Source organism: Bradyrhizobium sp. cf659 (genome assembly GCF_900113725.1).
GTDB lineage: Bacteria > Pseudomonadota > Alphaproteobacteria > Rhizobiales > Xanthobacteraceae > Bradyrhizobium.
In genome coordinates, this window is the sequence record NZ_FOQJ01000014.1 from 42978 (window position 1) to 65423 (window position 22446).

Sequence of the window (22446 nt, forward strand, 5' to 3'; positions counted from 1 at the left end):
GCCATTCGCAACGCTTGCGCCTCAATCTCCACTGTCGTCCTGGCGAAAGCCAGGACCCATTACCCCAGGGAGGAGTTTGGCGAAGACTCTTCGTTCGGTACTAAAATCCGCGGTATGAGTGCGCTCAAGCGGCGGCCCACCCCTCCGAAAGCGCTTCCGCCTGCTCGAGCACCGTCTGGGTCGCCTTCTCCTGAAGGTCCGGCGGATAGCCATATTTGCGAAGGATCCGCTTCACCAACACGCGGAGTTGCGCGCGCACATTGTCGCGCACGGCCCAGTCGATGGTGACGTTTGCGCGAACGGTGGCGACCAACTCGCGGGCAATGGTGCGGAGCGCGTCGTCTCCAAGGACCTTGACCGCGCTGTCGTTGGTCTCCAAAGCGTCATAGAAGGCGACTTCGTCATCGCTCAGGCCCAAGTCCTCACCGCGTTGCGCGGCCTGCCGCATATCCTTGGCAAGCTGGATGAGTTCCTCGATCACCTTTGCAGTCTCGATCGCGCGGTTCTGATATCGGCGTAGAGCCTGCTCAAGCATTTCGGAGAAGGCCCGTGCCTGTACGACGTTGCGGCGTGAGCGGACCTTGATCTCGCCCTTCAGCAGCTTCTGCAACAGCTCGACGGCGAGATTCCGTTGCGGCATGCCGCGAACCTCGGCCAGGAACTCGTCCGACAGGATCGAAATATCCGGCTTCTTCAGCCCTGCCGCCGCGAAGATATCGACCACCTCGTCCGAAACCATCGCCTTCGAGATGATCTGCCGGATGGCGTGGTCGAGGTCCTCGCTGCTCTTGCGCTCGCTCGGCTCGTTCTTGGCCAGCACGGCCCTCACGGCCTGGAAGAAGCCCACGTCGTCGCGAATGCGCAAAGCCTCGGCGTGCGGCACGGCCAGCGCGAATGCCTGCGACAGCTCACTGACTGCCTGCATCAGGCGGCTCTTGCCGTCCTCTTGCGCCAAAATGTGTTCCTGGGCTTCAGGCAGGAGCGAAAGCTTCTGGCCCGCTGTTCCCGTGAGCCAATGCGACCAGTCGAAGCCATGGAACAGACCGCGGCAGACCTCGTACTTCTCCAGCATCACGGCGACCGCTTCCGCCTGATCCAGCGCGGTCCGCCCGGTGCCGCCGGCGTCGGTATAGGTCACGAGCGCCCGCCGCAGCTCATCGGCGAGGCCGAGATAGTCGACCACCAGCCCGCCCGGCTTGTCCTTGAAGACGCGATTAACTCGCGCGATTGCCTGCATCAGCCCGTGGCCGCGCATCGGCTTGTCAACATACATGGTCGAGAGGCTTGGCGCGTCGAATCCGGTCAGCCACATGTCGCGCACGATCACGATCTTGAACGGGTTCTTGGCGTCGCGGAACCGCTCAGCCATGTCCTCGCGCCGTGATTTGCTGCGGATGTGCGGCTGCCATTCCAGAGGGTCGGACGCAGAGCCCGTCATGATGATCTTGAGCGCGCCCCTATCGTCGTCTTCGCCGTGCCAGCCCGGCCGCAGCTTGGTGATCTCGTCGTAGAGCGCGACCGCGATGCGACGGCTCATCACCACGACCATCGCCTTGCCGTCCATGGCACCGAGCCGGGTCTCGAAGTGCTCGACCAAATCACGCGCAACCAGCGCGATCCGGCTGTCGGAGCCGACCACAGCTTCGAGCTGAGCCCATTTGCTCTTGAGCTTCTCCCGGCGGTCGACCTCCTCGCCCTCGGTCGCGTCCTCGAACTCAGGATCGATGTTCGGCCGCTCGGACGCCTTCAGCTCCAATTTAGCGAGCCGGCTCTCGTAATAGATCGGCACTGTAGCGCCGTCGATCACCGCGCGCTGGATGTCATAGACGCTGATATAGTCGCCGAACACGGCGCGTGTATTGGCATCCGTCTGCTCGATCGGCGTTCCCGTGAAGCCGATGAACGATGCTCGCGGCAGCGCATCGCGCATGTGGCGCGCAAAACCGTCGATGAAGTCGTACTGGCTGCGGTGCGCTTCGTCGGCGATGACGACGATGTTCCGCCGCTCCGACAAAATGGGATGGCGGTCGCCGCGCTCCTCGGGAAAGAATTTCTGGATGGTGGTGAACACCACGCCGCCCCCCGCGACCGACAGCTTGGTACGCAAGTCAGTGCGGTCCTCCGCCTGCACCGGCGGCTGGCGCAGCAGGTCGCGGCAGCGAGCGAAGGTGCCGAACAACTGGTCGTCGAGGTCGTTGCGGTCGGTCAGCACCACGATGGTCGGATTTTCCATCTCGGGCGCCAGGATCACCCGGCCGGCATAGAACGCCATGGTCAGGCTCTTGCCGGAGCCCTGCGTGTGCCAGACGACGCCAACGCGACGGTCGCCATCCTCGCCGCCAGCCATCGGTCCGGCGTCGTATCGGCCGTTCTGTTCGGTGAAGCCCTGCGACTTGTGCCAACTCGCTGAGGGGATCGCCGCGCGCAAGGTCTCTTCCAGCGCGACGTTGACGGCGTGGAATTGGTGATAGCCGGCCATCTTCTTGACCAGCTTGGCGTTATCCAGCGCCTCGAACACGACGAAATACCTGATCAGGTCGAGAAAGCGCCGTTGCTCGAAAACGCCCTCAAGCACCACCTGTAACTCGGCGAGCTTGATCGCCTCGTCGCGTCCGGTGATCGTGCGCCAGGGCTTGAACCATTCGCGCCCGGCGCCGATCGATCCGATCCGCGCCTGCGCCCCGTCGGAAGCAACTAGCGCCACATTGGTCGCGAAGAGCGCCGGAATTTGCGCTTGATAGGTCTGGAGCTGCCGAAACGCCGCCCAGACGTCGGCGCCCTCGTCGGCGGCATTCTTCAATTCGATCACCGCGAGGGGCAGGCCGTTCACGAACAAAACGATGTCGGGCCGGCGAAGGTGCTGCCCTTCGGCCACCGAGAACTGGTTCACGGCGACGCAATCGTTTTGCGTCGGATCGTCGAAATCGATCAAGCGCGCCTGTGCGCCGCCGATCGAACCGTCCTTGCGCCGAAACTCGACAGTGATGCCGTCGACCAGCATACGGTGGACGGCGCGGTTGCGCTCGATCAGCGATGGCGCATCGAGCCGCGTCAGCTTGCGGTGTGCGTCCTCCAGCGCTTCGACCGGCAGGTCGGGATTGAGCCGGGTCAGCGCCGAGCGCAACCGCATCTCCAGAATCACATCGCGATAGCCGGACGCGTCCCGTTCTGCGGCCGCGCCGCTGTCGGCGATGTCCGGGCCGTGCAGCACGGCATAGCCGAGCCGCGCCAGCCAATCGAGCGCAGCCTCCTCGACGATGGACTCGGTGAATGCGGTCGTCATGGGTCGCGCTCGCGCTTCGTCAGCCGCTTGGCTTCGGCTTCGAGCTTTGCCAGATCGGCCTCGGCTTCCCGGTCGGCCTCGATGGCTTCCTCGGCGCGGCGGCCGGCGTCGAACGTCTCGAAGCGCGAATGGACGATCTCCTCCATGCGCTCGTGCGACATCCGCCCCTTGCCTTTCAACACCCCGCGCTCGTTGAAGACCAGGAAGCGGTCGGTCTGAGCGATCCAGTCCGCCATCCTGGTTTCCTGCCGGCGCGAGGCGCGGTCTTCGGCGAAATCAAGAAACATGGTGGTCAGCCGGTTGAGCTGCTCGATCTCGCCGGCGTCGAGATAGTTCTTCGACACGGTGACGTCGGCCTTGCGAACGCGGTCGCCGGACCAGTTCGTCAGCGCCATGTTGGGCTTGGCGGCATCGGCGCGCCCGACGATCAACTCGGCGGCGGTTTGCCCGGTGACGGCGAACACGAGCTTGTTCTGGATGGTGGCGAAGAACGCCTTGGCGGTCTCCGCGGTGCCGTCGTAGTCGACACTGCTGGCTTTGAAGAGATCACGGACCTTCTGATAAAATCGCTTTTCCGAGGCCCGGATGTCGCGAATGCGGCGCAGCAACTCGTCGAAATAGTCGAGGCCACCCGGCTCCTTCAGCCTGGGGTCGTCGAGCACGAAACCCTTGACCAGGAACTCCCGCAGCACCGTGGTGGCCCAGCGGCGGAACTGGCTGCCGCGCGGGCTTCGGACGCGGTAGCCGACCGCCAGGATGGCGTCGAGATGGTAGTGCGACGTCAGGTACGCCTTGCCGTCGGCGGCAGGTGTCAAGGATTCCTTGACAACTGAATCTCGGTGCAATTCGCCGTCGTCGAAGATGTTTTTCAGATGCAGGCTGACATTCTGCTTGGTGGTGTCGAACAGCCCGGCAATCTCGGCCTGCGTCAGCCAGACCGTGCCATCGACCACGCGTAGCCGAATCGTGTCCCGCCCGTCCTCAGTGCGGTAGAGGATCAACTCGCCGCGGGACGGGACGTCGCTCATGCAACGGCCTCGACAATTTTCTCGGCGGCCTTCACGCGAAGCTCGCCGGAGATGAGTTTGGGGAGGAGGGTGTCGCGGAGAGCGGCGAGGGTTCTGCTCATTCTCTGATTGTGTTCGATTTTGGCCCTCAACGGCGTGAGCTCAGTCGCAAGCCGATCCATCGCCGCCCCCTGCGGCAGACGAATCGGGAATTGGCCCATTTCCTTCAGTGGAATGCGATCGACCGTACTGCCATGTACTGTACGCTGGCGGATGATTTCTTGAAACTCTGCCGCTAGATAGGCACGGAGGAGTATGACGCCCTCTGTCATCCCTGTCTTGGGCCGAAGCAGGCCCATTCTTCGACCGAGGCAGCATTTCAAGCTATCGGGAATGAGAGCGGCTTGGCCGAGACGGGTCTCGTAGGAGAAGACGACATCTCTTGCGGATGGGGTAACTCGCCGCGTCCATTTGACAAAGTCTTCATCCGTGACGTGGGCGACGTCGGACAAGACGAGCGAGCCTTCGTTCAGATTGGAAATTCCTAAGAAGATCGGACCAGCATCAACGAGCTTGGGTGTCGCATGCGGTCCATCGTAGATCGCGCACGCCTGTTCGAGCAGAAGTTCGGGCCATTCATCTTCGCCTTCGCGATGAGCGAATATCGACCGCTCGATTGCCTCCAAAGTCTCATTCATCCGCCGGTTCAGCTCAATCTTGTCGTCGAGCGTGCCGAGGATGTGGGCGATGGCGCGCTGTTCTTCTCTTGGGGGAAGACAAACGTGAAAGGCCTTTACCTCAGGGAAGTAAATCGTTTGATGAGTGGTTCCACTGGCAAATCGCAAGAAGGCATCGTGTTCTGCGATTAGCACGTACTTCAGAAAATTATAGTCGATAGCGTCCGAGCAAACCCAGTTCACAAAGTCCTGGCTGGTGGCCATTGGCCGTCCCATGACGACAACGTACCCAACAGATGCGGTACGTGACAGGCAGACCGTTTGTGATGGAAGGATGCGCGCCGAAGAATTGGCTATTCCGAGCTCATTGGTGTGCTGGTACGTATCGGAAATCATCCTGCCGTGATTCGCGGTCGCGTCCTTGATTCCGATCCAGGGAACGTCACCGCCCCAATATTCGGGGTGACGCCTGCTTGGCGTATGTCCAGTTTCGAGGCGTGCAACTTCGCTGAGGGCCGTCCATGACCATCCGGGCGGTGCAGGCTTGTTCGGTCGACCAACACTTAGGGCGTAATCACCTGGGATAACGCCTGTACTGGCCGGACGGCCGCCTGTCTGTGTTTCACTTCCGCGGTTAGCCACCGAATCCTAGCTCCTTCAGATTGGCAGCGATCGCAGTGTCCAGCTTTGTCGCGTTCTTCTGTTGCTCCCGCAATGTTGCAGCCAGCCGTAGCATCTTCTCCTCAAACGGCTCGTCGTCCTCCTCTGCCGCTGCAGCGCCGACATAACGTCCCGGCGTGAGCGCATGGCCGTGCTTGCGGATGTCGTCCAGTGTCGTGGCCTTACAGAAACCTGGTACGTCGGCGTAGTCGCCAGCATCCTTGTCGCCGCGCCATGCGTGATAGGTGCCAGCGATTTCCGTGATGTCGTCGTCGGTCAATTCGCGGTGTACGCGATCGGTCAGCGTCCCCATCTTCCGAGCGTCGATGAACAGGGTCTCGCCGCGGCGGTCGCGGAAACGGCCATTCTTCTTTGCGCGGGCCAGAAACCAGAGGCAGACCGGAATCTGCGTCGAGTAAAACAGCTGCCCCGGCAGCGACACCATGCAGTCGACTAGATCGGCCTCGACGATCGCCTTGCGGATGTCGCCCTCGCCGGAGGTGTTCGACGACATCGAGCCGTTGGCGAGCACGAAGCCGGCAATGCCGGTCGGGCTGAGATGATGGATGAAGTGCTGCACCCAGGCGAAGTTGGCGTTGCCGGCGGGCGGCGTGCCATAGGCCCAGCGCTTGTCGTCCTTCAACAAATCGCCGCGCCAGTCCGAATCGTTGAACGGCGGATTGGCCAGCACGTAGTCGGCCTTGAGGTCGAGATGGCGGTCGTTGTGGAAAGTGTCGCCATGGCCGATCTGGGCGTCGATACCGCGGATCGCGAGGTTCATCTTGGCGAGTCGCCACGTCGTGTAGTTAGACTCCTGTCCGTAGATCGAGATGTCGCCGAGCTTGCCGGCGTGGGCCTCGATGAATTTCTCGCTCTGCACGAACATGCCGCCGGAGCCGCAACAGGGGTCGTAGACGCGGCCCTTGTAGGGCGCGAGCATCTCGACCAGCACACGGACGACATGCGACGGCGTGTAGAACTGGCCGCCGCTCTTGCCCTCAGCGCTGGCAAAGCGCGAGAGGAAATATTCGTAGACGCGTCCGAGCGTGTCCTTCGAGCGATCGGCGGGTGCGCCGAGAGCAATGTCGCTGACCAGATTGATGATCTGGCCGAGCCGCTGCTTGTCTAGGCCGGGTCGGGCAAAATCCTTCGGCAGCACGCCCTTGAGGGAAGTGTTGTCCCGCTCGATCGCGGCCATCGCGTCGTCGACGAGCTGGCCGACGGTTGGCTGCGGCGCCATCGATTTCAGATAGCTCCAGCGCGCTTCCGGTGGAACCCAGAAGATATTCTGGGCGCGATACTCGTCCGGATCCTCGGGATCGGCGCCCTGGGCGCGCTGCGCATCGAGTTCCGCGTGCTTCGCCTCGAAGGCGTCGGAAATGTATTTCAGGAAGATCAGCCCGAGCACGACGTGCTTGTACTCGGCGGCGTCCATGTTGTTGCGCAGGGCGTCCGCCGCCGCCCACAGCTTGGCTTCGAACGCGCCATTCCCATTCATTTCAGTGCCGCGGTCGACTTTCGCCCCTCGGCTTTTCCCCGGACCTCGTGCCATTTCTTCCAGTCTTTTCCCGTCAAACGTGCGCCTAGTACTACGACACGGGACGACTCTTGCGTATTAGCTTTTTTGCTTAAATCACAACGGCATAGCCGTCGCCGGGTCGACTGATCCGAAGGGCAAAATACATCAGAGGTGGGGAAGTCCGGCGCAATCGCCCGATAATGCCATTCTGCCGGTGCTTTGCCCGACGTGTCAAACCACTCCGGCACCCGCGTAAGTCATTGATCTTACGGACCCCGGCTACTGTGCATGGGGTTGTTTTCGATTTTTTTGCTTAGGACGCTCACCCCCGCCTTCGCGCCCCCGCGGCATCCACCACGTTCTCCATCTCCTCGCGCCAGCTCAGAATCTCCATCGCCAGCACGGGGTGGTTGAAGCCCTTGAGCTGGAGATCATCGAGCGCGCGGGCCTCGACCCAGGGCTCGACGATGCCGTAGACGCGGCGGCTGACCACGATCTGGTTGGCCTTGGCTTCGCCGCAGAGGCGGGAGGCGAGGTTGGTGACGCTGCCGATCGCGGCATATTCCAGCCGCTGCTCGAAGCCGACCTGGCCGAGCGTGGCATAGCCGAGCGCGATGCCGATGCCGAAGCCGAGGCTGTGGCCGCGGTTGCGCCAGCGTTCGGTCAGCGGACCGATCGTGTCGCGCATTTCCACCGCCATCTTCACCGCGCGTATCGTGTGGTCGTCGAACTGGATCGGTGCGTTGAACAGGATCATCACGCCGTCGCCGGCATATTTGTCGAGCGTGCCCTCGTATTTGAAGATCAGCTTGCCGAGCGCCGCGTGATATTCGCGGAGCACGTTCATCGCCTCTTCCGGCTCGGTCGCCTCGGTGAAGGCCGTGAAGCCGCGCAGGTCGCAGAACACCACGGTCACTTCGCGGCGCTGGCTGGTGAGCAGCCCCTCGGGGCTGTCGGAGGAGGCGATCAACTGCGCGACCTGCGGTGCCAGGAACCGCTCGAGCTTGCGGATGCGCTCGATCTCGCCGAGCTGGGTCTTGACGCGCTCCTCCAGCGACTTGTTCCAGTCCTTGAGCTGCTCGGTCTGCACGCGCAGCTTGTCGGCCTGGGCGCGCACGGTCTCGTGCGCCGCCTCCAGCGCGTGGCTCTTGTGATCGACCTCGGTGAACAGGCGCGCATTGCGCATCGCCAGCACGGCCTGGTTGGCGAAGGTGCGCATCAGGCCGATGATGCTGCCGGCGAATTCGCCACCGGCGCGACGCAGCACCACCAGCGAGCCGAGCGTGCCCTGCTGGTCCACCAGCGGCACCACCAGCACCGAGCGGAAGCCGGCCTCGATCGCGACGTCGCGCAGCGGCTGCTCGGCCGCGTGGTCGAGATCGGCAAGCGCGATCGGCTCGCCGCTACCGGCTGCGTCGCTCAGGATGTTCTCGCCTTCGTCGATCGTGACATGGGCGCCGTCGGCCGATTTGTCGATGCCGTTGGATTCGACCAGGTTGAAGCGGCGCGTCTCGGCATCGAAGCCGTAGATCAGCACCGCGTCGGCATGGGTGATCTCGATCGCGCGCGCGGCGATCGTCGGCAGCACCGCGTTGAGATCGAGCGAGGAGGCGACGGCGCGGCCGACCTCTTCCAGCACCTTGAGCTCGTTGATCGACTGCGCGAGATCGCGGGTGCGCTCCTCGACCTTGGTCTCCAGGTTCGAATAGGTCTCCTGGATCTGATCGGCCATGCGGTTGAACTGGCCGGCGAGATCTTCCAGCTCGTCGGAGGTGTGCACGTCGATGCGATGGCTGAAATCGCCTTCGCCGAGCTTGTGCGCGCCGTCGCGCAGCGCCGTGATCGGAATGATCATGCGGCGGGCGAGCAGCGTGCCGGCGAGGATCGCGACCATCAGGCCCATGCCGATCAAGAGCGCGATGCGCACCAGCTGGTCGCGGATCGGCGTCAGGGCCTGCGTGGTCGGCTGCTCGAACATCACGCTCCAGCCGAGTTTCGGCACGGTGCTCGCGGCTGCCAGCACCGAATGGCCGTTGAAGTCGGTGCCCGAGGTGTCGGGCTCGCGGCCGGGCGAAATCGCGGCCGCCACCTGCGGCAGCTTCGACAGGTCCTTGCCGACATCGGGGCCTTTCGCGGACGTTGCCAGCACGCGGCCGCGCGGATCGACCACATAGGCAAAGGCCGCCTTGCCGACCTGGGCATCGGACAGCAGTTCGGAGAGGAAGCTGAGATCGATCTCGGCGACCGTGACGCCGGCGTTGAAGCCGGAATGCGCCACCGAGATCGACATGAACGGGGTCCGGTCCACGAACCACGCCGGCGCGTAGCTGACGCCGCGGGCGACGGTGTCGGTGAAGCGCATGTCGCGGGAGAGATCGGCATTGCCGCCGGTCGTGGTCGACTGGCGCGAGACGCGCAGCACCTCGCGGCCGTCGCCGTTGAGCTGGAACAGCTGGTTGACGACCGCGACCTGGTGCAGGAGCTGGGCGTAGTCGGCGCGGCGTTTCTCGAGGGTGTCCTGGCTCGCGCGGGTCACCCAGCTGATCTGGCGCTCCAGCTCGGAGATCGACTGTTCCATGCGCCGGGCGGCGGCCTGGGCCTTGTCCTCCAGCCCGTCGGTCAGCTGTGTCTTGGTGGCGCGATAGGAGATCCAGGTCTCCATCGCGCCGTTGACGGCGAGGACGAACACGACGAGGCCGACGAGGGAGACGACGTATTTGGCGAACAGGCCCTCGCGCAGAAACCGTGTCTTGTCGTTCGCTCCCGCCATCCGGATCCTCTCGCGCCGCCATCGACGCCGGCGCTACGGGCCCCGTACAGGCCCAGCCGCCCTTCTATCACAATTTGGGCCAAGGGACGTGCCGGGACCGGTGGACCGGTCGGCGTGGTTACCCGATGTGGACGCCGGAGCGGGCCGAAAGGGTGGTGAATTGTCGCAGTGTCCTCCGTTCGGAGGAAGCAGGGAATGGCGAAGCCGATGTAAGGGATCGGCGTGGAGTCCGGCCCGTTGGTCCGCCAATCATCGATTAAAGAGCTGCCGCAGCACGTCATTCATCGGTTGGCTGTCCTGCTGCGCCACCGGCGGCTCGCCGGGGGCCGGGGGCGCCGGCGCGGGCGAGGCCTGCGGTGCCGGTGTGGATGGCGTTGCGGGCAGGCTGCGGCTGCGGCCGGTGCCAGTAGCAGTGCCAGTGCCGGTTGCAGCTCCGCTGGAAAGCCCCTGCTGGATCAGATTGCCGATCGCCTCGCCCAGCGGGCCCCCGAGCAGATTGTTCTGCCCCGGCTGCTGGGTTTGCGGATTGGCGGTGCTCCCCGCATTGCCGCCACCCGGCGCGGTCGTGCCGCCGAGACCGAGGCTGCCCAGGATATTGCCGAGCCCGGCGCCATCAGGCCCGAACAGGCCCTTGCCCATCTCGCGCAGCTTGGCATATGCGGCGTCCGGATTGTCGAGCATGCCGGCCATGTCAGGGTAGATCCGCGGCTGCGACCAGCTGCCCTGGATCATCACCGGGATGCCGAAGCCGACCGGCTCGGAGGCGCGGCCCTGGCCTTCGGTGGTCATCACCAGCTTCGGCTCGACGCGAAAGCCCATCATCTTGGTGTCGAGCGCGATCGTGCCTGCGCCGGTCACGCGCACCAGCGGCCCGATCAGATTGAGATCGGTCGTCACCGCCTGTCCCTTGTCGATGCGGAAGGAGGCGGAGAGCTGCGACAAATCCGTGCTCTGGTCCTGGCTGGGGTTCTGGTTCTCTTGCCAGCCGGACAGCGTGCCCGATGTCAGCGAGCGGATCATCTGCGCGACGTTGATGCCGCGGATGGCGCCGTCCTGGAAATTGACGAAGGCCGTGCCCTGCATGTTCGCCATCAAGGCGCGCTGGCTGGTGCCGGCGCCGCGCAATGCGAGCTTGGCTTGCAGCTTGCCGTCGATCCGGTCGAATTCGGCAAGGCCCTGGAGCAGCGGCAGCGCGCGCACGCCGACGAGGTCGGAATGCATGGCAAAGCTCGGCGCGCCGCTGGTCGCATCCAGGATCACTTCGCCGGAGACCTGGCCGCCATAGGCGCCGAGATTGGCGGTGCCGGCTTTCAGCACGCCGCCGGCGAGCTTTGCATCGAGCGCCAGCGGCGCAAGACGCGCATCGCCGATCACGGCCTCGTTCGCGGAGATCCTGATTTGTGCATCGACATAATTGAGGCCGGACACGTCGATCGGCGCATTGCTCCAGGGCTGCCCAGAGGCGCCGTCCGGCGATTTCGCCAGCGGAATCGCGAGCCGCTGGAAGTCGAGATCGACCTTGACCAGAGGCTTGCTCGCGATGTCGACCGAAGCCCAGCCGTTGAACGCGCCGTCGCCGAGCGTGCCGTTCACGCCGTTGATCATCACGAGATCGCCGCTCAGCCGCATGTCGGCATGACCTGTGAGCCGGGACTTCAGCACATCGGGCATGTCGATGGCGAAATCCACCGGGATGGTCGGCCGGTCGGCTGGCGGTGCCGGCGTCGTCGCCTTGATGTCGAACTTGGTCGGGTGCTCGCCGACGCGCGCGGTGCCGGTGATGTTGACCTTGCGATCGCGATCGACGACCGCGTCGGCGTTGATGGCGCTGATGCGGCCCTCGACGCGATCGCGCACGCGCGCGAATGCGACCTCGCCGTCGGTGATCGTGACGCGGTCGATGGTCGCGCCATCCGTGTCGAGCGCGAGCGGCTTCGACGAGGCACTGGCGTTGGGCAGGCGCTCACGCAGCAGCGGCTGGTAGAGCACGGGACGGGTGACGACGAGCTCGCTGATCTTCGGGCGGCCCGACCAGACGCTCGAGAGCGACATGTCGGCCTGCACGCTGTCGACCGTGAGGCGCGTGATGCCGCTGCGGTCCTTCGGATCCTGAAGCGTGAGGTCGTTCAAGGTGACGTTCAGCGTCGGCCACAGGCTGATCCTGGTGGGGCCGCCGATCGACAGGCGATAGCCTGTCGCGCTCTCGACCCGCGACGCAATCGTCGAGGTCAGGAAGCCCGATGGGATCCCGACCACGAGCAGAAGCGCGATCACGATGACGACAGCGGCGACCGCGGCGCCGGCGAATTTCACTGCTCTCATGTCGACTTTCCAATGACGGACGAACGGCGCCGAACCCGGCCGCTCACCCGTCCGATGCGCGTGAGTTTATCCCGGGACGGGAAGCCGCTCCAAGCGGTCAAAAATAGTCAGGGGGTGCTGCAAAGTTATGTGACTTATGACACACTTCTCCGGCGCGGTTTTACGCGATCCTGGACGTTGCTGGTTCCAGCCGATTTGCCAGTGAAATTGACACGTAAATTCACAAGGAAGTTGACATGAGCAAGCAGGCCGAATTTGCGGTCATCCTGAAGATGAACCCGATGTTCGCCGATCTCGGCGCAGACGAGCTCCAGCGGCTGTCCAATCTCTGCCACACCCAGCATCTGGCGAACGGCGAGGTGCTGTTCCAGAAGGGCGATGCCGGGGACGCGCTGTTCGGCGTGCGCCGCGGCCAGGTCCGGATCGAGACCGGCGCCTCCGATGGCAGCCGGCTGACGCTGAATTTCATGGGGCCGGGCGACCTGTTCGGCGAGGTCGCGGTGCTGGACGGCCAGAACCGCACTGCGGACGCGACCGCGGGCGAAACCAGCGAATTGTTCGTGCTGCGGCGCGAAGACTTTCTCGCCTTCCTCGAGCGCGAGCCGAAGGTCGCGATCAAGATCATCGCGCTGCTGTGCCAGCGTATCCGCTGGCAGAGCGAGCGCATGGAAGAGTCCATGTTGCAGCCGCTGCCGGTTCGGCTGGCGCGGCGGCTCTGCGCACTCGCCGCCGATTTCGGCTCGGAGGTGCACATCTCGCAGGAGCAGCTCGGCGTCTTCGTCGGCGCCGCCCGCGAGAGCGTCAACCGCCAGCTTCAGGCCTGGCGCAAGGACGCGATCCTGGATCTTCAGCGTGGCCGTATTTTGCTCAGGAACATGACCAAGCTGACGGCGATCGCGCGGAACGAGTAGGGACTCTCGCGAACCCTACTCCGCCGCCGGGTGCACGATTTTCTTCGGTGCCGGCTGTGCCGGCGAAGCTTCGTGATGACCGGAGACCTCCGTATCCTCGCTGTGCACGATCAGCCGGCTGCCGAAGCGCCAGATCAGGGCGCCGAGATCGTCCATCACCATGAACATCGCGGGCACGAACACCAGCGACAGGATGGTCGAGAAGATCAGGCCGCCGATCACCGCGAGCGCCATCGGCGAACGGAATTCGCCGCCGGCGCCGACCGCGAGCGCGCTCGGCATCATGCCCGCGGCCATCGCGATCGTGGTCATCACGATCGGGCGGGCGCGCTTCATGCCGGCGTCAATCATCGCTTCGTCGCGTCGCTTGCCGTCGCGGATCGCCTCGATCGCGAATTCCACCAGCATGATCGCGTTCTTGGTGACGATGCCCATCAGCATCAGGATGCCGATCCAGACCGGCGTGGTGAGCTGCTTGCCGGTGACGAGCAGGGCCGCGATGGCGCCACCGATCGAGAGCGGCAGCGAGAACAGGATGGTGATCGGCTGGAGGAAGGTGCCGAACAGCAGCACCAGCACGGCATAGACCATCATCAGGCCCGCGGTGATCGCGGTGGCGAAGCCGTCGGACAGCTCGTTCAGGCTTTCGGCGTCGCCGGACGGCGAGACCTTCACGCCCTTCGGCAGGCTCTTCATCACCGGCAGCTCGTTGATCTTCTTGGTGGCATCGCCGAGCGCCGCGGAGCCGACGAGGTCGGCGGCAACGGTGGCCTGGCGGTCCCGGTCGTAGCGGTTGATGCTGGTCGGACCCTGGTCGAGCTTAACGTCGGCGATGACCGAGAGCGGCACGCCGCCCTTTTCGCCGCGCTCACCGAGCGGTACGCGCAACTGCTCGAGCGTCTTCAGATTGCCGCGCGCGGCGTCCTCGAGCTGCACCCGGATCGGCACCAGGCGGTCGCCGACGTCGAACTTGGCGAGCGCAGGGCCGACGTCGCCGATGGTGGCGACGCGGATGGTCTGCGACAGGCTTTCGGTGGAGACGCCGAGGCGCGCGGCGAGATCGGCGCGCGGCTCGATGCGCAGCTCGGGCCGCTCCAGCGTGGTTTCCGAGATCACGTTGGCGATGGTCGGGATCCGCTTCATCTGCGTCGCGAGCTCGCTGGCGACGTTGTTGACGATGTTGGCGTCGACGCCGGTCACGACCAGCGAGATCGCGCGCAGGCCGTTTTCGTCGAGGAACCAGAAGCGGATGTCGGGAATGTTCTCCAGCTCCTGGCTGATCGAGAATTCCAGCTCGCGCTGGGTGATGTCGCGATCGCCCTTGGGCGTGTAGTTGATGATCAGGGCGGCGCGCCGGACCTCCTGGGTGCCGGGCGGAACGCGCCCGCCGTCGACGAAGATGCTCTTCACCTCGGGCCGCTTGCGCAGCCGCGCGACGATGTCCTCGGTGACCTTTTCGGTGTAGGCGAGCTGGGTGCCCGGCGGCAGCTCGAGCGCCAGCAGCGAGCGCGCGCTGTCCTGCGCCGGCAGGAAGCCCTGCGGCAGCAGCGTGATGCTCCAGATCGAGGCGGCGAAGATGCCGAAGCCGATCAGCACCGTGATGAAATAGTGCTTCACCGACCAGGCCACGATCCGGTGATAGGACCGCAGCACGCGCCCGGGCGGCGGCTCCTCGTGATGGCCATGTTTGAGGAAGTAGGCGGCCAGCACCGGCGTGACGAAGCGCGCCGCGAGCAGCGAGAAGAACACCTGCACCGAGACGGTGATGCCGAACTGCTTGAAGAACTGTCCGGCGATGCCCGACATGAAGCTCGCGGGGGCGAAGATCGCGATGATGGTGAGCGAGATCGCGATCACGGCGAGGCCGATCTCGTCGGCAGCCTCGAGCGCGGCGCGATAGGGCGATTTGCCCATGTTCATGTGCCGCACGATGTTCTCGATCTCGACGATGGCGTCGTCGACGAGAATACCGGTCGACAGCGTGATGGCGAGGAAGCTGACGAGATTGAGCGAGAAGCCGAGGAGGTCCATCGCCCAGAATGCCGGGAAGATCGACAGCGGCAGCGAGATCGCGGCGATGATGGTGGCGCGCAGATCGCGCAGGAACAGCAGCACGATGACGACGGCGAGGATGGCGCCCTCGAACAGGGTCGAGATCGCCGCTTCGTAATTGCCGTTGGTGTATTCGACCGAGGTGTCGATCAGCTTGAGATCGACGTCGGGATAGGCGGCCTTGAGCGCGTCGATGCGCTTCTGCACGGCGTCGGCGACCTTCACGTCGCTGGCGCCCTTGGAGCGCTTGATGCCGAGCGCGACCACCGGCTCGCCGTTGAAGCGGGCGAAGGTGCGGCGGTCGGCGATGGTGTCGGTGACGGTGCCGAGATCGTCGAGCCGGACCTCGCCGCCGCCGAACAGCGGGACCATGGTGCCGGCGAGGTCGCTCAGCGTCTTGGCGCCGGCCAGGGTGCGGATCGCCTGGTCGTTCTTGCCGATCTCGGCGCGGCCGCCGGCGACGTCGACATTGGTGCCGCGCAGGCTCTGGCTGACATTGACGGCGGTCAGGCCCATCGCCTGCAAGCGGTCGGGATCGAGCGAGACCAGGATCTCGCGCTCGACACCGCCGATGCGCTCGACCTGGGCGACGCCGCGCACGCCCTGGAGCGCGCGCTTGACCACGTCGTCGACGAAATAGGACAGCTGCTCCGGCGTCTTGCCGGGCGAGATCGCGGCATAGGTGACGATCGGCAGGCCGATCACGTCGACGCGCTGGATCAGCGGCTCGGTGACGTTCTGCGGCAGGTTGGAGCGCACGCGCGTCACCGCGTCCTTGACGTCGTTGAGCGCGCGGTCGGTGTTGGTCTCCAGCGCGAACTGGATGGTGGTCAGCGACAGGCCGTCGGTGATCGAGGAGGTGATGTGCCGCACTCCCTCGACGCCGGAGACCGCGTCTTCAATGGTCTTGGTGACCTGGGATTCGAGTTCGGCGGGCGCGGCACCGAACTGCGACACCGCGACCGAGATCACGGGAATGTCGGCCGAGGGCAGCCGCGTCACCGCGAGCTTGGCGAAGGAGGTCCAGCCGAGGATCAGGAGGATGATCGAAAAGACGACCGACGGCAGCGGATTCCGGATCGACCATGCCGAGATATTGAGAGCCATCAGCGTACCCGCGTGCGATCGAGTTCATCGGCGAACATGGTCTTGATCTGGTCGCCGTCATGCAGTGAAGAGCCGGCGTCGGCCACGACGATTTCGCCGACGTCGAGCCCGTCCAGGATTTCCGTCGCGGTGTCGGACGACAGCCCGACCCGCACCTTGCGCGTCTCGATCGTGTTGCCCTTGACGACCTGCACGGTGAGATGGTCGATCGCGGTCTTGGGCACCGCGACGCCGCAGCTTCGCTTGGCGTCGATCGAGGCGCGCGCGAACACGCCGACCTTCAGCGAGGGATTGTTGGTGACGCTGATGCGGACGCGGCCGAGCTGGGTGGTGCGGTCGATTTCGGGCGCAACCAGCCGCACCCGGCCGATCAAATCGGGCGCGTCGTCGCGGCTGATGCGCACGGTCGCGCCGGCGCTGAGCTTGGGCATGTGCACGGCCGGAACCTGAGCGTCGAGCTCGATCTCGTTGTTGACGGCGATGCGGAACATCGGGCCGGCCTGCGGCGAGGCGGGTGCGCCGACGATGGTGCGAACTTCCGTGACGAGGCCCGGCGCCGGCGCCTTCAGCGAGATCGGGCCTTGCGGGCCGGGCCGCTGCGGCTGGCCCGGGATCTGCGGCGGCGCCGTCAGGCGCGCCAGCTCCTGGTTGTCGGTGACCATGGTGCCTTCGGTGACGAAGAGGTCGGTGACCCTGGAACCTTCCTGGTCGGCGACGACCACGGCCTCGCGGCGCGGCACGAAGAAGCCCGTCACCCGCACCAGATCGGAGAAGCAGGCATTGGTCGACTTCGTCACGATGACGAGCGCCTCGCCCGGCGTTTCCTTGGCCTCGGGGCGACGCCGATGCTCGAACAGATAATAGCCGATGCCGAGCGCGACGATGAACGCCACGGTTCCGGCAGGCTTGAGATAGTCGGAGACGTTCATCGCCGGATTGTCCTGGCCTGGCTCACGGCCATCCGCACGAGGCCTGCTGAGAGCGTTTCCCTGAAACAAAGCGGCGTCCCGCAAGGCTGCGGGACGCGCTTTGGAAGCGAGACTTTACACCACATCACGAACGTTCATTTCAAAGAATTGCGTCGTGCTTACTTCGATGCGGTGGTCTTGTTTTCCATGTTGACGACCTGCACGCGGCGGTTGACCTCGGCCATGGGCTGGCTCGGGTCCTTCAGCTTGCTCTTGCCGTAGCCGACGGTGACGAGGTCGGTCGCGGAGATGCTGTACTTCTCGACGAGGTAGCGCTTGATCGAATCCGCGCGGCGCTCCGACAGGTCCTGGTTGTAGGCCTCGCCGCCGGCGGCGTCGGTGTGGCCGGCGACCACGAAGGTCGATCCCTTCAGGTCGGGGCTGGTCAGCGCGCGCCCGAGCGCCTGCACCGAAGCCAGCGACTTGGTGCTGATATTGGCGGAGTTGTAGTCGAAGGTGATCTCGAGATCGATGTTCGGCTTGTCCTTGGCGACGGATGCGATTTCCTCGCGCTCGGTCGACGACAGCGAGCGCGTCGAGCGGCCGCGCACGGACTGGATCAGCTTGGTCTCCGACGCGCTCGGCGCAGGGTCAGCCTGCGGCGCGATCGAGAGGCCGCGGGTCAGCGGCTTCTTCTGCGGCGGCGCCAGTGCGCGGACGATCTCGTCCTCGGTGACGTTCTTGCTGTTGCCGTCGTCGCCGGCGAATGCGGGTGAGGCCGGCAGCGACAGCGCCGCGCCAATGGCCATGATGGACAGGATTGCGGTAAGTCCTTTTGCAGCCGATCTCATTGCCAGTCCCTCCTGCGCAGCTGACCTGCGTGGTTCCAAAATTCCTGCAATAGGCCCCCCGGAAAGGCCGCCTGCGGCATCCGTCCTTTAGTCTGTCTTGGGCGGCCGAGGGTTCGAGGCGTCCGCCGCCTCAACTCAAAAAAATACTAGCGTACTCCGTAGCTTGCAAATTCCTGAACGATGTTCGGATCCATCGCCTTGGCATTGGCAATGTCCAGCGCCCCTTCCTGGGCGGAGCCGTTGCGCTGCTTGGCGAGGCCCCGTCCGTACAGCGAGGAGGTGAGGCGCGGATTGATCCTCAGGGCCGCATCGAAATCGGCGATGGCGTTCTTCACCGCTCCCGATTTCAGATTGACCAGCCCCCGGCTGTCCAGCGCATCGACGAAGTTCGGCCGCAGCCGCAGCGCTTCGTTGCAATCCTTCAGCGCGGCCTGGAGATCGCCGACCACGGTGCGGGTCCAGCAGCGGTTGTTCAGGGCCTCGACGTCCTTCGAGTTGATCCGGAGCGTGTCGTCGAAATCCTTGATGGCGAGGTTGTAGGCGCCCTTGCTGGCATAGACCTGGCCGCGCCGGTACAGCGCGTTCACGTCATCAGGATTGGCCGCGATCTTGGCCGTCAGGCCCTTGATGGTGGGGTCCTCCGCCAGCGCGGCCGCGCTAGGCCCGGCGTCCGCGTTCGGCGCGGGGGCGGGATCGGCCGGTTTCACCGGCGGTGGCGGCGGAGGCAAGGCGGCCTCGACCTGCGGCTTCGGCGATGGGGCCGGTACGGGCGCGGGCGCGGGAGCGGGAGCCGGTGCGGCTGCCGTGTCGGCCGGCTTCGGCGGCGGAGGCGGTGATGGCGGCGCGGGTGGTGCCGGCGGCGGGTTATTGGCGACGACGGCGGGCGGAGCGGGAGGCGCGGGCGGCGGCGTTGTCGGCCGCGATCCGCCGGCTCCCGGAATGAACGAGAAATCTTCGGCCAATGAAGAGGATATCCACGGCACCTGCTCGCCGCGCGAGGCGCGGGTGACGCCCATCTTGGTGCGGTTCAGCGTCTCCTCGGCCATCAGGTCGGGGACGCGGATTTCCTTCAGCAGTTCCTGGACGAACAGGCTGTGCTCGCCGCCGGCATCGGAGACCACCGAGGCCAGCGCCGCCGAATACATCACCAGCGTGCCGTTCGGCGCGATGACCGGGGTCAGGCCGGCCGAGAAGCTGCGGAACCGGCGCTCGAACGGGTTGCGCCTGGAGGCATCGACCAGCGCGATCTTGACGCCGGCGCCGCGGGTGTTGAGCTCGCCGAGGACGGCTTCCAGGCTGAAACCGTCGCGGCGCACGTCGGATTCGGTCCAGATTTGCGCGTCGATCGGCAGCAGGTAGCTCTGGCGCGCCGACTGGATGCCGAAACCGCTGAAGAATACCAGCGCCACCGAGCCCGGCTTGATCTTGCCGTAGAGCTTGTCGAAGGCGCGGCGCATGCCGTCGCCGGTCAGGTTCTCGCCGATTTCGACCGAAAAGCCGTCGCGCTTGAGCTCGTCGGCGATGTCGCGAGCGTCGTTGAGCGGCTCCTTCAGCGGAGCGTCCGCATCCGGATATTTGGCGTTGCCGATGATCAGCGCATAACGGTCGCCGGCCGCAAGCGACGGAGCGGTCGGGACGAGCGAAACGAGCAAGGGAAGAAGGAAAAGGAAGCGAATTTTCATAATCAGCGCGGTCCAGCCAAAAAGGCGCCGTTCCAGCTTGCGCCGCGGCGACCTTAACTTACGCAATGTGCATTATCAAACCGGGGAGAGGGGGCGTCAACCGCTTGGAGATTCGGCATTATCGCGACGATTGACCGCAACGCGTGGGCGCGCCGCGCGGGGAGTAAACGCGCCATCATGGTTGGGCTCGACGCGATCTGGTTGGGCATTGCAGCGGCCATGTCAGGACACCCAGGATAGGAGACCCATGTTAGGGGAGTCATGTTTAGGGGAGTCTTGGCGCCGAAAATGTGATTGGTCTCACATTGGAGTGGGCCGCCACGCATCACGCGGGGCGTTTGACCTTTCCGGCGGACAATGGCTTGGTGCGCTCGTACCTCCCCGAAGGTCCACTCAGAAAAAAGCAAAACCAAAAGAAAAACCATGGGAAACGCCTACGAAATCTACGCACTGCGCTATGCGACGATGTCGCCGCGTACCCCTCACATGAACTTCCTGGCGCCGGATCCGCATGACAGTGCGGCGCAGGATCTCGACTACTTCGTCTGGCTGATCCGCGGCGGCGGCCGCGACATCCTGGTCGATACCGGCTTCAACGCCGAGGAGGCGAGCCTGCGCGCGCGCAAGCTGACGCTCAATCCGGTTGACGCGCTGGAGCGCTTTGGCGTCAAGGCGTCGGCGATTCGCGACATCATCGTGACGCATCTGCATTACGATCATGCCGGCAATCTCGACCGCTTCCCGAACGCGCGCTTCCATCTCCAGGAGCGCGAGATGGCTTACGCGACCGGCCGCTGCATGTGCAACGGCCTGCTGCGACATCCGTTCTCGGTCGAGCACGTCACGCAGATGGTGCGCCATGTCTATGGCGAGCGTGTCACGTTCTATTCGGGCGACGGCGAGGTCGCGCCCGGCGTCACCGTTCACCGTGTCGGCGGTCATTCCGACGGCTTGCAGGTGGTCAATGTCGAGACCGCGCGCGGGCCGGTGGTGCTGGCGTCCGACGCCGCGCATTACTACGCCAATCTCCAGCGCCGCAGCCCGTTTCCGATCGTCTACAATGTCGGTGACATGGCGGTTGGCTGGGAGACGATCGAGCGTCTCGCCGGCCATCCCGACAGGTTCATTCCCGGCCACGATCCGATCGTGACGGAGATCTATCCGCGCGCGAGCGACAAGGTCGACGCCTGGGCGCTGCACCTGCCGCCGTCGCGGTCGTTCGTGAAATAGCTCACAACGTCATTCCGGGCTCGCGACTTCGTCGCGCACCGAAACGACGAGGGGAGAGAGCGAGGCCCCGCTCTCAGTCCCTCATTCTGAGCAAGCCCCGCAGCGGCCGTCTCGAAGGATGCGGGCCAAGATGCAGCAGCGGAGGCCTTCATGGTTCTCGCGGCGATGCGAAGCATCGTCCGCGAGACGGCGCTTGCGCGCCTCCTCACCATGAGGGTCAACTCGTCATCAGGAATGCAAGGGCGCGTGTACTTCATAAATCCGGGATGTTTGCTTTCGAGGGTAAAGCGGACACCCAGCCCCGAACCCGGAATGTCGCCTTGTGACTCACAAGAGACATCAGAGCGAAACCAACCGACGGCAGCTTATTGAATGGCTTACATCGATGCTTTCGCATCCGGTCGCCTCGCAACGAGAACATTGCCGATGCACTGCAACACCGTCTCGCGTCTTTGGTTGCGCAAGTGGATTTGGTTGCGAAGGATTCCCCTATCGGAGTTCGACCTCGACTCGCGCTTCTCCAGAACGATCGATTCAAGATCGAGGTGGTCTCCGGGGCGTACCGCGTTCGGCAGCCTCACCTCATCCCAGCCGAGCCCGGCAAGGACACGGAGCGGAGGCTGTAGTTTGCTCGTTAGCGAGATGAAGATCGCGAACGTGTGGGCACCGGATGCCGTCAGTCCCGCAAAAACTGAGCGCGCAGCAGCTTCCTCATCGATATGGAAGGGCCGTGGGTCATACTGCTTGGCGAACTGAATAATTTCGTCCTTGGAGACCAAATAGGGGCCGGCCTTGCGGCTATCGCCAATTTCGGTGTCTTCAAAATAGCCGCTGGTCATCGGTCAATCCTTTACAAGCGCCCGCCAATCTAGGTCATGCTCCCCGGCATAAAGCACCGGATCGATATCTCCGGATAGAGGTCGTTGTAGATCGGCCAGACCATGGTGCGTCCGACTTTGTTCGGTACGGTGATGATGGCATCGTCAGGCACGTCGACCCAGATCATCACTTTGGAGTCGGCGGTTTTCGGCAGTCGCACACGGTAGTGGCCGTCTCTGGCTTCCCAGTCTATGTCTTCGACGGCATGACCGTCGGCGTGCGAACAGCAGAGGCCTTTGCCGCTCGCCAAACTCTCAAACCATTCGAGAAGTGGTGAATTCCTGTAGCGTCCGTCGAGATCGCGCCCCGGCGCCGGCGACATCACCATTGCGATAGCCGCGCTCATGGCGATTTGCGAAATCCCGCGTTTGATCCACGCTGTGCAGTGCCGCCCCATGGTACCTCCGGGCGAACCGTAACCGCTTGTGAGTAGGTATCTTTCGGCTAAGGGAGGTTCACAAATTGGGGTGAGGCCGAACGTCGCGAAGTACCCGACAAAGTTTGGTAGCCTCGTGTGTTCTAGTTCACCTGTTGCACACCAAGAGCTAGTGCAAGTGGGACGTGCATAGCGAAGATAAACAAGGGGGT

The 22446-nt window shown here is 64.4% G+C and carries 14 protein-coding genes; 2 read left to right on the forward strand and 12 right to left on the reverse strand.

The features are described from left to right. Positions 1-124: 124 nt before the first annotated feature. The 6 genes from BM118_RS35575 to BM118_RS35600 all read right to left on the reverse strand — a co-directional run bounded on the left by BM118_RS35575 (position 125) and on the right by BM118_RS35600 (position 12238). The gene (locus tag BM118_RS35575) at positions 125-3283 is read right to left on the reverse strand and encodes a type I restriction endonuclease subunit R (RefSeq protein WP_092192050.1); all 3159 of its coding nucleotides are present in this window, start codon (positions 3281-3283) and stop codon (positions 125-127) included. Then, positions 3280-4311 carry a virulence RhuM family protein gene (locus BM118_RS35580; RefSeq protein WP_092192052.1) on the reverse strand — a complete coding sequence of 344 codons (1032 nt, stop codon included), beginning with the start codon at positions 4309-4311 and terminating at the stop codon, positions 3280-3282. The genes BM118_RS35575 and BM118_RS35580 overlap by 4 nt, the downstream gene beginning before the upstream one ends. Further along, a complete protein-coding gene (locus BM118_RS35585) occupies positions 4308-5609 on the reverse strand; it encodes a restriction endonuclease subunit S (RefSeq protein ID WP_143099573.1) in 1302 nt (433 codons plus the stop codon). Before BM118_RS35585 ends, BM118_RS35580 begins: the two co-directional genes overlap by 4 nt. Continuing rightward, positions 5602-7125: a class I SAM-dependent DNA methyltransferase gene (locus tag BM118_RS35590; protein ID WP_092192054.1), complete on the reverse strand. Its 1524-nt coding sequence runs from the start codon at positions 7123-7125 to the stop codon at positions 5602-5604. Before BM118_RS35590 ends, BM118_RS35585 begins: the two co-directional genes overlap by 8 nt. Positions 7126-7468: 343 nt before the next feature. After that, positions 7469-9916: an adenylate/guanylate cyclase domain-containing protein gene (locus tag BM118_RS35595; RefSeq protein ID WP_092192056.1), complete on the reverse strand. Its 2448-nt coding sequence runs from the start codon at positions 9914-9916 to the stop codon at positions 7469-7471. Positions 9917-10165: 249 nt separating this feature from the next. Continuing rightward, positions 10166-12238, reverse strand: coding sequence for an AsmA family protein (locus BM118_RS35600; protein WP_092192058.1), 2073 nt, complete (start codon positions 12236-12238; stop codon positions 10166-10168). 236 nt (positions 12239-12474) lie between these two features. Between BM118_RS35600 and BM118_RS35605 the strand changes: the two genes are divergently transcribed. Beyond that, positions 12475-13149, forward strand: a complete 675-nt coding sequence (locus tag BM118_RS35605) for a Crp/Fnr family transcriptional regulator (RefSeq protein ID WP_092192060.1) — start codon at positions 12475-12477, stop codon at positions 13147-13149. A 15-nt stretch (positions 13150-13164) separates the two neighbouring features. On the opposite strand, the gene BM118_RS35610 is transcribed toward BM118_RS35605, so the two are convergent. The 4 genes from BM118_RS35610 to BM118_RS35625 all read right to left on the reverse strand — a co-directional run bounded on the left by BM118_RS35610 (position 13165) and on the right by BM118_RS35625 (position 19749). After that, positions 13165-16308 (reverse strand): efflux RND transporter permease subunit, encoded by a 3144-nt coding sequence (locus BM118_RS35610; RefSeq protein ID WP_092192062.1) that lies wholly within the window; start codon positions 16306-16308, stop codon positions 13165-13167. Then, a complete protein-coding gene (locus tag BM118_RS35615) occupies positions 16308-17237 on the reverse strand; it encodes an efflux RND transporter periplasmic adaptor subunit (RefSeq protein ID WP_092192064.1) in 930 nt (309 codons plus the stop codon). The genes BM118_RS35610 and BM118_RS35615 overlap by 1 nt, the downstream gene beginning before the upstream one ends. A gap of 158 nt (positions 17238-17395) precedes the next feature. Beyond that, entirely contained in the window at positions 17396-18067 is a 672-nt protein-coding gene (locus BM118_RS35620; RefSeq protein WP_092192066.1) for an OmpA family protein, read from the reverse strand. Between the two features lie 146 nt (positions 18068-18213). Continuing rightward, complete coding sequence (locus BM118_RS35625) at positions 18214-19749, reverse strand: caspase family protein (RefSeq protein WP_092192068.1); 1536 nt, start codon at positions 19747-19749, stop codon at positions 18214-18216. A 423-nt stretch (positions 19750-20172) separates the two neighbouring features. On the opposite strand from BM118_RS35625, the gene BM118_RS35630 reads away from it, so the two are divergent. Next, a complete protein-coding gene (locus BM118_RS35630) occupies positions 20173-20979 on the forward strand; it encodes an N-acyl homoserine lactonase family protein (protein WP_177234992.1) in 807 nt (268 codons plus the stop codon). A gap of 377 nt (positions 20980-21356) precedes the next feature. Here BM118_RS35630 and BM118_RS35635 read toward each other — a convergent pair whose 3' ends face one another. Together BM118_RS35635 and BM118_RS35640 are read right to left on the reverse strand one after the other, a co-directional pair. Continuing rightward, positions 21357-21818 (reverse strand): MaoC/PaaZ C-terminal domain-containing protein, encoded by a 462-nt coding sequence (locus BM118_RS35635; protein WP_092192072.1) that lies wholly within the window; start codon positions 21816-21818, stop codon positions 21357-21359. Positions 21819-21847: 29 nt separating this feature from the next. Next, positions 21848-22204 carry a hypothetical protein gene (locus BM118_RS35640; RefSeq protein WP_244550312.1) on the reverse strand — a complete coding sequence of 119 codons (357 nt, stop codon included), beginning with the start codon at positions 22202-22204 and terminating at the stop codon, positions 21848-21850. Positions 22205-22446: the final 242 nt, after the last annotated feature.

Bases quoted from the DNA above. Each gene is read 5' to 3' on its own strand.
- BM118_RS35575 (WP_092192050.1), bottom strand. From the start codon at position 3,283: ATGACGACCGCATTCACCGAGTCCATCGTCGAGGAGGCTGCGCTCGAT.
- BM118_RS35580 (WP_092192052.1), bottom strand. From the start codon at position 4,311: ATGAGCGACGTCCCGTCCCGCGGCGAGTTGATCCTCTACCGCACTGAG.
- BM118_RS35590 (WP_092192054.1), bottom strand. From the start codon at position 7,125: ATGAATGGGAATGGCGCGTTCGAAGCCAAGCTGTGGGCGGCGGCGGAC.
- BM118_RS35595 (WP_092192056.1), bottom strand. From the start codon at position 9,916: ATGGCGGGAGCGAACGACAAGACACGGTTTCTGCGCGAGGGCCTGTTC.
- BM118_RS35600 (WP_092192058.1), bottom strand. From the start codon at position 12,238: ATGAGAGCAGTGAAATTCGCCGGCGCCGCGGTCGCCGCTGTCGTCATC.
- BM118_RS35605 (WP_092192060.1), top strand. From the start codon at position 12,475: ATGAGCAAGCAGGCCGAATTTGCGGTCATCCTGAAGATGAACCCGATG.
- BM118_RS35610 (WP_092192062.1), bottom strand. From the start codon at position 16,308: ATGGCTCTCAATATCTCGGCATGGTCGATCCGGAATCCGCTGCCGTCG.
- BM118_RS35615 (WP_092192064.1), bottom strand. From the start codon at position 17,237: ATGAACGTCTCCGACTATCTCAAGCCTGCCGGAACCGTGGCGTTCATC.
- BM118_RS35620 (WP_092192066.1), bottom strand. From the start codon at position 18,067: ATGAGATCGGCTGCAAAAGGACTTACCGCAATCCTGTCCATCATGGCC.
- BM118_RS35625 (WP_092192068.1), bottom strand. From the start codon at position 19,749: ATGAAAATTCGCTTCCTTTTCCTTCTTCCCTTGCTCGTTTCGCTCGTC.
- BM118_RS35630 (WP_177234992.1), top strand. From the start codon at position 20,173: ATGGGAAACGCCTACGAAATCTACGCACTGCGCTATGCGACGATGTCG.
- BM118_RS35635 (WP_092192072.1), bottom strand. From the start codon at position 21,818: ATGACCAGCGGCTATTTTGAAGACACCGAAATTGGCGATAGCCGCAAG.
- BM118_RS35640 (WP_244550312.1), bottom strand. From the start codon at position 22,204: ATGAGCGCGGCTATCGCAATGGTGATGTCGCCGGCGCCGGGGCGCGAT.